At 68.8% G+C, this 12577-nt stretch carries 7 protein-coding genes; 6 read left to right on the plus strand and 1 reads right to left on the minus strand.

The features are described 5' to 3' along the window. Positions 1-28 precede the first annotated feature (28 nt). The 5 genes from EES42_RS28460 (at position 29) to EES42_RS28480 (ending at position 6703) form a co-directional block, all read left to right on the plus strand. Positions 29-955: a hypothetical protein gene (locus EES42_RS28460; protein WP_124721141.1), complete on the plus strand. Its 927-nt coding sequence runs from the start codon at positions 29-31 to the stop codon at positions 953-955. Between the two features lie 120 nt (positions 956-1075). After that, entirely contained in the window at positions 1076-1888 is an 813-nt protein-coding gene (locus EES42_RS28465) for a phytanoyl-CoA dioxygenase family protein (protein WP_124721142.1), read from the plus strand. A 49-nt stretch (positions 1889-1937) separates the two neighbouring features. Continuing rightward, positions 1938-2843 carry an AraC family transcriptional regulator gene (locus EES42_RS28470; protein WP_124721143.1) on the plus strand — a complete coding sequence of 302 codons (906 nt, stop codon included), beginning with the start codon at positions 1938-1940 and terminating at the stop codon, positions 2841-2843. A 198-nt stretch (positions 2844-3041) separates the two neighbouring features. Next, positions 3042-5756 (plus strand): aconitate hydratase AcnA, encoded by a 2715-nt coding sequence (gene acnA / locus EES42_RS28475; RefSeq protein WP_124721144.1) that lies wholly within the window; start codon positions 3042-3044, stop codon positions 5754-5756. A 302-nt stretch (positions 5757-6058) separates the two neighbouring features. Next, entirely contained in the window at positions 6059-6703 is a 645-nt protein-coding gene (locus EES42_RS28480; protein WP_124721145.1) for a histidine phosphatase family protein, read from the plus strand. Positions 6704-6768: 65 nt separating this feature from the next. On the opposite strand, the gene EES42_RS28485 is transcribed toward EES42_RS28480, so the two are convergent. Then, positions 6769-10614 (minus strand): GH92 family glycosyl hydrolase, encoded by a 3846-nt coding sequence (locus tag EES42_RS28485; RefSeq protein ID WP_124721146.1) that lies wholly within the window; start codon positions 10612-10614, stop codon positions 6769-6771. A 499-nt stretch (positions 10615-11113) separates the two neighbouring features. Between EES42_RS28485 and ngcE the strand changes: the two genes are divergently transcribed. Further along, entirely contained in the window at positions 11114-12562 is a 1449-nt protein-coding gene (ngcE, locus tag EES42_RS28490) for an N-acetylglucosamine/diacetylchitobiose ABC transporter substrate-binding protein (protein WP_114247262.1), read from the plus strand. Positions 12563-12577: the final 15 nt, after the last annotated feature.

Here is a 12577-nt window from a genome sequence, read left to right on the forward strand (position 1 = left end):
CCGGAAGCCGGTTGACAGGCTCCGCGGTATGACGAGTGGCAGAGGGGCGCTCACGGCCCTGCATCTCTTTCTGGTCTGGGCGATGACGGCGACCGCGGTGCCGGCGCTCGGCTTCGGGCTGGTGGCGGCGGCCTGGGGCGGCGGTGCCGGTGCGACGGTGCCGGTCCTGGTACTGGGCGCGCCGCTGATGGTGGGCCTGCTGGCCCTGGCGGGCCTGCCGGTGAAGGACGTGGTGCCGCTGTGCGGATCCGTGCCGCGGCGGTTGGGCTGGGCGGTACTCGTCTTCGTGCCCGGCACACTCGGCGTCCTGTCGGGCCTGGCCGCCTACGGCGGGGACGTCGACCTGGGGAGCGCCGGTACCCGGATCGCGCTGACGGGGGTGCCGTACACCGTGGCCGCGGCGTTCTTCGTGCCGGGCCGGTGGGTGCGGTCGGGAGCGCTGGTGGTGCTGGCGGCCGGGGTGGTCTACGGGGGTTTCGTCGGTCCGGCGCAGTCGCAGCAACGTCAGCACGAGGCGGAGGTCGAGCGGTACCGGGAGAAGCCCGAGCTGCTGTACCTGGGGGCCGCGCCGCCGGGCATGCACGTGTCCCGTGCGGAGCTCGGCCCCGCCGCCTTCGTCGTCGACTACCGCCCCGTGCGGGAGGGGTACGAGTCGGGGTACGCGGGCCTCGTCGTGCGCTCGTCGGACACTCCGGAACCCCGGTGCCCCGAGCCCGTGGACAAGTCCGTCACCTGCACGGTGGACGCGCACGGGGAGATGGTCATGGTCCGCGAATTTCCCGACGGCACCCGCGAGGTCACCCTTGTCCGCCGACACGGAAAGGCGGAGGTCTCGGTCGCGAGCCAGAGCGTCGACGAATCGGGGCTGCGTCATCTCCTGGACACTCTGCACCCGCTGTCGGACACGGAGCTGGAGGAGTTGATGCGGGAGAAGAAGATCGACCACAGACTCTGAGTGCCGCCGCAGTGGCCACCTGAAGGCTCGCGCCCCGGGAAACGGGCTCGGTGAACACCCGACAGAAGTGGTGCGGACAATGTCGGGTGGCCGGGGCCGGTGCCGTCGCACGATGGGCGCATGGACGACACGATCTTGATGTCCCGCTTCCTCCGCGACGGCTTCGTGAAGCTGGAAGGCGCCGTCGCGCCACGCGTGGCCGCGGACTGCGCGCGTCTGCTGTGGCGGGAGACGGGCTGCGACCCGGAGGATCCGGCGACGTGGACGCAGCCCGTGCACTGGGTGCCCGGCATGGCGCAGGGGCCGTTCGCCGCCGCACCCAACTCCCCCTCCCTGCACCACGCCTACGACCTTCTCGTCGGCGCGGGACGCTGGGAGCCGCGCTATTCGCTGGGCACGTTCCCGCTGCGCTTCCCGCACGAGGAGGAACCGGACGACGCGGGCTGGCACATCGAGGGGAGCTATCTGCCGGAGGGCGAGAGCTGGTACTTCACGAATCTGCGTTCCCGGGGCCGGGCGCTGCTGATGCTGTTCCTGTTCAGCGAGGTCGGTGAGCAGGACGCCCCCACCCGGATCCGGGTCGGCTCGCACCTCGATGTGCCGAAGGTGCTGGAGAAGTACGGGGAGGACGGGGCGAGCGGGTTGGCCCTCGCCCCCGAGCTGGTGGCGGCGTCCGGCCACCGGCCGATCGCCCTCGCCACCGGGTCCCCGGGCGATGTCTTCCTGTGTCATCCGTTCCTGGTGCACTCGGCGCAACCGCACCACGGGACGCGGCCGCGCTTCATGGCCCAGCCGCCGCTGATGCCGGCCGCAACGTACGAACCGGAACGGGCCGACGGAGCGTACTCTCCCGTGGAGATCGCGATCCGCCGGGGCCTGGGACAGGACACGCCCGGCCCGGACGGGGACGGCACCGGCACCGGCGCCGGGTAGACACGGACGCCGCCCGGCGTGGTGGTCGCCGGGAGGAAGGAGACCGGGCGTGCTGGAGCGGCTGAACCAGGCCATGGAGCACATCGAGCGCCATCTCGACCAGGCCGTCGAGGTGGCGGAGCTGGCACGCGTCGCGGCCACCTCGGAGTACCACCTGCGCCGGATGTTCTCCGCGCTCGCGGGCCTACCGCTGTCGGAGTACATCCGGCGCCGCCGGCTCACCCTCGCGGGCGCCGAAGTGCTCGCGGGGCGTGACACGCTGCTGGAGATCGCGGTGCGTTACGGCTACGGATCCGGCGAGGCGTTCGCGCGGGCGTTCCGTGCCATGCACGGCATCGGACCGGGCGAGGCCCGGCGTACCGGTGCCGCCCTCAGCTCGCAGTCGCGGATGGCCTTCCGGCTCACGGTCGAAGGGAGCAGCAGCATGCGATACCGCCTCGTGGACAAGGCGGCCTTCACCGTCGTCGGGCTCAGGGCCCGGGTACCGCTGGTGCACGCGGGGCCGAACCGGGCGATCATGGACTTTGTCCGCGGGATCGACCCGCGGACCCTGAAGCGCGTGGAGAAACTGTCGGACCAGGAGCCGCACGGCATCGTCGCGGTCTGCGACGACCTGGACCCCAGCCGCGCCGAGGGCACCGATCTCGACTACCACCACGGCGTGGTCACCTCCGCGGCCGCTCCCGAGGGCACCACCGCGCTGTCCGTCCCGGCCGGCACCTGGGCGGTCTTCACCACCTCCGGGCCCGCGCCGCAAGCCATCCAGGAACTGTGGCGGGACGTGTTCACCGAGTGGTTCCCGTCGAATCCGTACCGCACCCGCACCGGACCCGAGATCCTGCGCATCCGCCCGTCGCCGGAGAAGACCGGGGCCGACGCCGAACTGTGGCTCCCGGTGGAGCGCGAGCTGGACGCTCGGCCTTCGTCGCGAGGGAACACCGGCGCCCCCGCATGACCGTGCGACGGTGATGTACTAGAGTTATCTCGACATCGAGATATATGCCGAAGGCGCACCGCAGTCCGCCAGTCGGTAAGGGTTACCTAACTAAGCCTTACCTTAGCGGATGGTCGAGGGGCCGTAGGCGGCACCACGCGGCGCCCGCCGTAATGAGGCGCGGCGCGGAGTACGCGCACATTGATGAAGGAGACTGTCGTGTCGGCGAACAGCTTCGACGCCCGCAGCACGCTGCGCGTGGGCGACGAGTCGTACGAGATCTTCAAGCTGGACAAGGTCGAGGGCTCCGCGCGCCTCCCTTACAGCCTGAAGGTGCTGCTGGAGAACCTGCTCCGCACCGAGGACGGCGCGAACATCACCGCCGACCACATCCGGGCCCTCGGCGGCTGGGACTCCCAGGCCCAGCCCAGCCAGGAGATCCAGTTCACGCCGGCTCGCGTGATCATGCAGGACTTCACCGGTGTGCCGTGTGTCGTGGACCTCGCCACCATGCGTGAGGCCGTCAAGGAGCTGGGCGGCGACCCGGCCAAGATCAACCCGCTCGCCCCGGCCGAGCTGGTCATCGACCACTCCGTCATCGCCGACAAGTTCGGTACGAAGGAGGCCTTCGGCCAGAACGTCGAGCTGGAGTACGGCCGCAACAAGGAGCGCTACCAGTTCCTGCGCTGGGGCCAGACGGCCTTCGACGAGTTCAAGGTCGTCCCCCCGGGCACCGGCATCGTCCACCAGGTCAACATCGAGCACCTGGCCCGTACGGTCATGGTCCGGGGCGGCCAGGCGTACCCCGACACCCTCGTCGGCACCGACTCGCACACCACCATGGTCAACGGCCTCGGTGTGCTGGGCTGGGGCGTCGGCGGCATCGAGGCCGAGGCCGCGATGCTCGGCCAGCCGGTCTCCATGCTCATCCCGCGCGTCGTCGGCTTCAAGCTGACCGGCGAGCTCCCGGCCGGCACCACCGCCACCGACCTGGTGCTGACCATCACCGAGATGCTCCGCAAGCACGGTGTCGTCGGCAAGTTCGTCGAGTTCTACGGTGAGGGCGTCGCCGCCACCTCGCTCGCCAACCGCGCCACCATCGGCAACATGTCGCCGGAGTTCGGCTCCACCGCCGCGATCTTCCCGATCGACGACGAGACGCTGAAGTACCTGCGCCTGACCGGCCGTGACGAGCAGCAGGTCGCGCTCGTCGAGGCGTACGCCAAGGAGCAGGGCCTCTGGCTCGACCCGGCCGCCGAGCCGGACTTCTCCGAGAAGCTGGAGCTGGACCTGTCGACGGTCGTCCCGTCGATCGCCGGCCCGAAGCGCCCGCAGGACCGCATCGTCCTCGCCAACGCCAAGGCGCAGTTCGCCCAGGACGTGCGCAACTACGTCGCGGACGACGAGGAGGCGGGCAAGGAGTCCTTCCCGGCCTCCGACTCCCCGGCCGCGCACAACGGCGTCCCGTCGAACCCGGTCACCGTGACCGCCCCCGACGGCACGACGTACGAGATCGACCACGGCGCCGTCACCGTCGCCGCGATCACCTCCTGCACCAACACCTCGAACCCGTACGTCATGGTCGCCGCGGCGCTCGTGGCGAAGAAGGCGGTCGAGAAGGGCCTGACCCGCAAGCCGTGGGTCAAGACCACCCTCGCCCCGGGCTCGAAGGTCGTCACCGACTACTTCGACAAGGCGGGCCTGACCCCGTACCTCGACAAGGTCGGCTTCAACCTCGTCGGCTACGGCTGCACCACCTGCATCGGCAACTCCGGCCCGCTGCCGGAGGAGGTCTCCAAGGCGGTCAACGAGCACGACCTGGCCGTGACCTCGGTGCTCTCCGGCAACCGTAACTTCGAGGGCCGGATCAACCCCGACGTCAAGATGAACTACCTGGCGTCCCCGCCGCTGGTCGTCGCGTACGCCATCGCCGGTTCGATGAAGGTGGACATCACCAAGGACGCCCTGGGCATCGACCAGGACGGCAAGCCGGTCTACCTCGCGGACATCTGGCCCTCCGAGGCCGAGGTGAACGACGTCGTCGCCAACTCCATCGGCGAGGACATGTTCAACAAGTCCTACCAGGACGTCTTCGCGGGCGACGCCCAGTGGCAGGCGCTGTCGATCCCGACCGGCAACACCTTCGAGTGGGACGCGCAGTCCACCTACGTGCGCAAGCCCCCGTACTTCGAGGGCATGACGATGGAGACGACCCCGGTCGCCGACATCACCGGCGCGCGCGTGCTCGCCAAGCTGGGCGACTCGGTCACCACCGACCACATCTCCCCGGCCGGTGCGATCAAGGCCGACACCCCGGCCGGCAAGTACCTGACGGAGCACGGCGTCGAGCGCCGCGACTTCAACTCGTACGGCTCGCGCCGCGGCAACCACGAGGTCATGATTCGCGGCACCTTCGCGAACATCCGCCTGCGCAACCAGATCGCCCCGGGCACCGAGGGCGGCTTCACCCGCGACTTCACCCAGGCCGACGCCCCGGTGTCGTTCATCTACGACGCCTCGCAGAACTACCAGGCCGCCGGCACCCCGCTGGTCATCCTGGCGGGCAAGGAGTACGGCTCCGGCTCGTCCCGCGACTGGGCCGCCAAGGGCACCGCGCTCCTCGGCGTCAAGGCCGTCATCGCCGAGTCCTACGAGCGCATCCACCGCTCGAACCTCATCGGCATGGGCGTCCTCCCGCTCCAGTTCCCGGAGGGCGCGACCGCCGAGGCCCTCGGTCTCACCGGCGAGGAGACCTTCTCCTTCACCGGCGTCACCGAGCTGAACAACGGCACCACGCCGCGCACGGTCAAGGTGACCACCGACACCGGCGTGGAGTTCGACGCGGTCGTCCGCATCGACACCCCCGGTGAGGCGGACTACTACCGCAACGGCGGCATCATGCAGTACGTGCTCCGCAACCTGATCCGCAAGTAGTCGCGAGGCAGGCAGCAGAGCCGAAGGGCCGCACTCCGGAATTCCGGGGTGCGGCCCTTCGCGTGTCCTTGGGAGGCGGCCCTACCGCCTGATGCTCCGTACGGACGCGGCCGGCTCACGGCCCCGTACCGCACCCGGAGGGCCGGAATGTGCCACCCGCAGGCGTCCGTGCCGTCCGGGCGCACGAGGGCGAGCCGTCCTCTCGTCGGCCTGGTGGAATGCGATCGTGGGGCCGCAGGTTCACACAGCGACAGTGACAGCGCCGGCGGCATCGGCATCGGCACGGAAAGAGCGGAATCATCATGGGCGAGCTGATCCTGATCCGGCACGGCGAGACGGAGTGGTCGCGGTCCGGGCAGCACACGAGCCACACCGATCTGCCCCTGACCGCCTTCGGGGAACGGCAGGCACGGGCCCTGGCGCCACTGCTCGCCGACCGGCGGATCGCGCTCACCCTCGTCTCTCCCGCCGTACGCGCCCGGCGCACCGCCGAGCTCGCCGGGCTGGCCGCGCCCCGCATCACGCCCGAGCTGCGCGAGTGGGACTACGGCGGCTACGAAGGGGTGACCACCGACGAGATCCGCCGGACCCGCCCGGACTGGAACCTCTGGACGGACGGCGTCGCGCCCGGGCCCGAGGCGCATCCCGGTGAGACCCCGGCCGAGGTCGGGGCGCGTGCCGATCGGGTGCTGGCGGAAGCGGTGGAGGTGGCGGGGCGGGACGCGGACGAGGACATCGCGCTCGTTGCCCACTCCCACTTCCTGCGTGTGCTCACCGCTCGCTATCTCGGTCTGACCCCGGCCGAGGGGACGCTGTTCCAGCTCGCCACGGGCGCCGTCTCCCGCCTCGGCACCGAGCACGGGAAGCCGGTCATCACGGCGTGGAATGTGACATTGCCGGAGAGCCTGTTCCCCCGGGCAGTGCCGGAGAGCCCGGAGCGGGACTGAACGGACCGGCGGCCGGCACCCCGCCAGGGGTACCGGCCGCCGGCCGTGGTGAAGGGGGCGTCGGATCAGGAGAGCAACTCCAGCTCCGCCAGCGTGCCTTCACCGGCGAACACCAGGCGGTAGTGCGCGTACGAGCCCGGCTCGCGTACCGAGAACACCCTCGTCTGCCTGTCCCAGGCGAACGACTCGGCCGAGCGCCTGTCGAGGTCCTTCCACGTCGTGCCGTCCGACGAGCCCTGGAGGACCCAGCCGGACGGGGCCCCGGCCGCCTTGTCCGACGTCAGTGTGTACCGGACCGCGTCCGTGGCGGAGGGGACCGGCAGGTCCACCGAGGTGACCTTCGCCGAGGTGGCCGACGTGTCGTCGAACAGGGCGCCGTCGCCCTTCAGCACGTCCGTCTGCGGCGACGCCACCTTGTCGTCCGTGGTGATCGAGGTCGGTGCCGCGTCCTTGCCGGTGCCCCACGGTGACGGCTTCGGGCCCATGTCGAAGTCCAGCACGCCGCCCTTGGCCAGCAGGTCGTGCGGCAGTGAAGTGGAGGTCCACTTCTTGCCGTTGACCCGCAGACCCTGCACATAGATGTTCCGCGCGCTGTTCTTCGGTGCCCTGACGACCAGGTCGCGGCCGTTCTCCAGGTGGACGGTGGTCTTCTCGAAGAGCGGGGAGCCGATCGCGTACTCGCCGCTGCCCATGACCAGCGGGTAGAAGCCGAGCGAGGAGAAGAGGAACCAGGCCGACTGCTCGCCGTTGTCCTCGTCGCCGTGGTAGCCCTGCCCGATGTCGCTGCCCGTGTAGAGCCGGCCCAGGACCTCGCGGACCTTCTCCTGCGTCTTCCAGGGCTGCGAGGCCGCGTCGTACATGTAGGTGACGTGGTGCGCGACCTGGTTGCTGTGCCCGTACTGGCCCATCCGCACGTCCCGCGCCTCGGTCATCTCGTGGATGACACCGCCGTACGAGCCGACGAACTCGGGGCCCGCCGTCTCGGGAGTGGAGAAGTACGTGTCGAGCTTCTCGGCCAGGCCGGCGCGGCCGCCGTACAGGTTCGCCAGGCCCCGGCTGTCCTGCGGGGCGGTGAAGGCGTAGCCCCAGCCGTTGGTCTCCGTGTAGTCGTAGCCCCAGACCCGGGGGTCGTACTGGTCCGACGGGAGCCGCCAGCCGCCCTTGGCGTCCTTGCCCTGGAAGAAGCCGGCCTTGTCGTCGAAGAGCTGGACGTAGTTGCGGGCGCGGTTGAGGAAGTACTCGGACTCCTCCTTGTAGCGCTGCTTCTTCGTCTTCTTGTAGAGCGCCTCGCCCATCCGCGCGATGCCGTAGTCGTTGAGGTAGCCCTCCAGCGACCAGGACAGGCCCTCGTGGGTGTCGGTGTTCGCGTAACCGGTGAACGGTGACGTCACCATGCCCTTGCGGCCGACGCCCGAGGACGGCGGGACCACCGTGGCGTTCTTCAGCGCCGCGTCGTACGCCGCCGCCGCGTCGAACTTCACGCCCTTGACGTAGGCGTCCGCGAACGCGACGTCCGAGGAGGTGCCGGTCATCAGGTCGGAGTAGCCGGGGGAGGACCAGCGGGAGATCCAGCCGCCGTCCTTGTACTGCTGGACGAAGCCGTCCACCATCTCGCCGGCCTTGTCAGGGGTGAGGAGGGAGTAGGCGGGCCACGTCGTGCGGTAGGTGTCCCAGAAGCCGTTGTTGACGTAGACCTTGCCGTCGACGATCTTCGCGCCGGTGTGCGTCGGGGTGTCGGAGCCGACCTGCGGGGAGAACGGGCTGGCGTACTTGTCCTTGCCGCCGACCTTCTCGAAGCCCGAGTTCGGGTACAGGTACAGCCGGTACAGGCTGGAGTAGAGCGTGGTCAGCTGATCGGCCGTGGCACCCTCGACCTCCACCTTGCCCAGGATGTCGTCCCAGGCCCGCTGCGCCCGGTCCTCGACCCGGCCGAAGGAGCGCGAGGCGGGGATCTCGGCGGCCAGGTTCTGCTTCGCCTGGTCGACGCTGATGAGCGAGGTCGCCAGGCGCAGACCGACCGTGCGGTCCTTGCCCGCCTCGAAGCGGAGGTAACCCGTGACATCGTCGCCACCGCCGCCGGACAGCTTGCCGCTCGCGGTGACCGGGGCGTCGAAGACGCCGTACACGAAGAGCCGGGTGGCGCCGGTCGAGCCGCCGCTCTTCACGTCGGAGAAGCCGGTGAAGGAGCTGGTGGCCGGGTCGAGGGTGAGGCCGCCGTCGTTGGAGACGTTGTCGAAGACGATGCTCGCGTCGTCACCGGGGTAGGTGAACCGCATCCGGGCCGCGTGGTCGGACGGTGTCATCTCGGCCTTGAGACCGTTGTCGAATGTCACACCGTAGTAGTGCGGCCTCGCCGTCTCGTTCTCGTGGTGGAACGGCAGCGCACGTGCCTTGCGCGAGGCGTCCGGGGTGCCGGCGACCGCCGAGGGCATCAGCTGGAAGGTCTGCCGGTCGCCCATCCAGGGGCTCGGTTCGTGGCTGGCGCTGAAGGCCTGGAGGGTGGGCAGGTTGTCGTCGTTGTTGCCCCGCGCGTAGTCGTACAGCCAGCTCGTCGAGCCGGCGTTGGTGACCGGTGTCCAGAAGTTGAAGCCGTTCGGGACCGCGGTGGCGGGGAAGTTGTTGCCCCGGGAGAAGGCGCCGCTGGAGTTGGTGCCGCGGACCGTCGACGCGTAGTCGGACAGATGCGCCCGGCGCTTCTCGGCGGCCTTCGGGGCGATCTCTATGTCGTCGATCCAGCCCTGGAACTTCGCCGTGCCCTTGGGGGAGTCGTACGCCACCAGGATCCGGTCGACGGTCCTGCCCGCCGCGACCGTGCCGATCGTCGACTCGACCTTGTTCCACTGGTTGACGTACAGCCGCTTGGCGTCGGCCTGGCCCTGCGGGGTCAGCAGCCCGCCGTTGCTGTCGGTGGCCCGCAGATCGCTCAGATACGTGCCGTCCGTGAACGCCAGGTCCACCGAGACATGGGTCGCCGGGTAGGAGAGGTCGGTCTCGCCCATCTGGGGATAGACCAGGTACGACAGTGAGGTGTCACGGGTGACAGCCGTGTTCACGTCGAAGACCTTGTTGTACGAGTACGCCCGGCCGTCCGCCTTGTGCGTACCGGCGTACCGCAGGGCCCGCTTTCCGGAGAAGCCCGCGCCCGCCTTGGCGGTGGGGGAGCCGGAGGGGCCGCGGTCGACCTGGCTGCGCATCTCGTCCGGGGCCGGGGTGGAGGTGTCGCCGTCGGAGAACTGGACGTCGGCGAGCTGGGTGGCGTCCGAGGCGCCGTTGTTCTTCGTGATCCGAAGACGGAAGTGCCGGTATGCGGTGTCAGATGTGAAATCGTACGACTTCGTCTGGAACCGCTCGGTGAACGTCTGGCCGGTCCGGGAGTCGAGGTCCTGCCAGTCCTTGCCGTCGGCGGAGCCCTGGAGGGTCCAGTCCTTCGGGTCGCGCTCGTCGTGGTCGTTGGCCGAAGTCAGGGCGTATGTCACTACCTTGACCGGTTCATCCAGGTCGAATTCGACCCATCCGGTGGGTTCGAAGGCCAGCCACTTGGTGCCGGATTCCCCGTCGATCAGGTTTTCCTTGACCTCTCCGCCGCCGGTGTTCTCACCACTGGCGCGGACATCTGTCACCTTGTCGGTGACATTGCCCGGTATTCCTGCGGAGAAGCCGCCATCGACACCCGATGACCGCTTCTTTCCGTCCGGACCCTCTTCTACGGTGTTGCGCCAGTCCGGCTGCTTTTCGTCCGCTTCGAAGGACGAGCTGAATGTCCGGTCTCCCGAAGACGGCCGGCCCTTTTCGTGTGCGCCGGCCGACTGCGCGGCGGCGACGGAGGGGGCGGTCACGACCAGAACGAGTGAAGCCGCGATCAGTGCGGCCGTACGGCTTTGTCTCGTGCGAGAACCATGTCGGGGCTGCATGCCGAGCCATTCCTCCCGAGGAGTGCATCTGGACAACGTTGTCAGAGAGATGCGCAAGGTCCAGTAGGGAGCCAAGTGCCGGGATGTGTCAAGGGCGTTGGACGGGAAGCGCAAGCCGAATCGACCGGAATGCGGAAATCGTTACACCCGGGCCGAGAGCGTGCGGGGGCCATGTATCCGCGAGGTCTCAACTCGGGAAAGACTGCTGCTCAAACTCGCATTCGATCTTGCTCAGTCGACCGGAAGTGGACTATACCTGTCGGCGTCCGCACAGCTTTTCCGGCGACGCGGACAAGGGGGACACGGGGGAAGGGCCGAGGACAGCACGACGGGTGCATCCGATGTCCGGTCTCCCCGACCCCCCACTGCACATGGCTAGCCTGAAATCAGCACCACCCAAGCGCAACTGACCGCGGTGGCGGGGCCCTTCGCCTGAGGCGAATTTCTACGGGCGACCGGTACACACCGCCTGAGTCCTGGAGAAGGCGAGGACTTGAGCATGGGATCCACCTCCGCCCACAAGAATGAGGGCCTTGGCCGTCGCGATGTGATCAAGCGATCGGCCGCACTCGGCCTGATCAGCGTTCCGACGATGGGCTTCCTGTCGGCGTGCGCCAGCGGCGACAGCAGCAGCGACAAGAAGGTCGAGAAGGGCAAGGTCACCAAGGCCAACCCGCTCGGCGTGAACGAGACGGCCCCGCTCGAGGTGGTCATCTTCGACGGCGGCTTCGGCCAGCAGTACGCGATCGACGCGGAGAAGAAGTACAACGCGGCGTTCCCGAAGGCCCCCAAGGTCAAGCACGTCGCGACCCAGAAGATCCAGTCGCAGCTGCAGCCCCGCTTCAACGGCGGCACCCCGCCGGACCTGATCGACAACTCCGGCGCCGAGCAGATGGACATGGGTGTCCTGGTCGGCAAGAAGCAGTTGCTCGACCTGACGCCGCTGATGGACGCCCCGTCCATCGACGACCCGAGCAAGAAGGTCCGCGACACGCTGCGCCCGGGTGTCCTGGAGATGGGTCAGTTCGACGGCGACCCGGTCTGGATCATGTACTACGCGTACACCGTGTACGGCGTCTGGTACTCGCAGACCGCGCTGGAGAAGCTCGACGCGGAGTACCCGGAGGACTGGGACGCCATGCTCGCCCTCTGCGCGAAGGCGAAGAAGCAGGGCATCGCGGGCTGGACGTACGCCGGTAAGTACCCGTACTACCTGCCGTTCTCGCTCTACCCGTTCATCGGCAAGATCGGTGGCCGGGAGGTTCTCGACAAGATCGACAACCTGGAGCCGAACGCCTGGAAGGACCCCGCGGTCAAGGCGGCGTTCGAGGCGTACTACGAGCTGTACAAGAAGGGGTACATCCTCAAGGGCACCCCCGGTCTGACCCACATCCAGTCGCAGACCGAGTGGACCAAGGGCAAGGCGCTCTTCCTCCCGAACGGTTCGTGGGTGGAGAACGAGGCCGCGCCGACCACGCCCAAGGACTTCAAGATGATGGTCGCGGCGCCGTCCAGTCTGGACTCGTCCGACAAGATGCCGTTCGGCACCATCTGGGCCTCCGGCGGCGAGCCCTTCGTCGTCCCGGCCAACGCGAAGAACCCCCAGGGCGGCATGGAGCAGCTGCGCATCATGCTCTCCGAGGAGTCCTCGAAGAACTTCACCAAGCAGGTCAAGTCGCTCAGCGCGTTCAACGGCGGCACCGACGGTCTGACCCTGTCGACCGCCATGCAGTCCGGTGTCGACGCGCTGAAGAAGGCCGGCGACAACGTGGTGAACCCGCGTCTGCAGGACTGGTACGTGAAGCTCCAGAAGGAGCAGATCGGTGTCGCCGGCATCGGCGAGATGATGGCCGGCCGCGCGACCCCGGCGGAAGCCATCAAGAAGATCCAGGCCTTCGCGGACGCGGCGGCCAAGGACCAGTCCATCAAGCACTACAAGCACCAGTGAGCAACCGTCACCAGC

Origin of the sequence: Streptomyces sp. ADI95-17, from assembly GCF_003846175.1 — a bacterium.
Taxonomy (GTDB): Bacteria; Actinomycetota; Actinomycetes; order Streptomycetales; family Streptomycetaceae; genus Streptomyces; species Streptomyces sanglieri.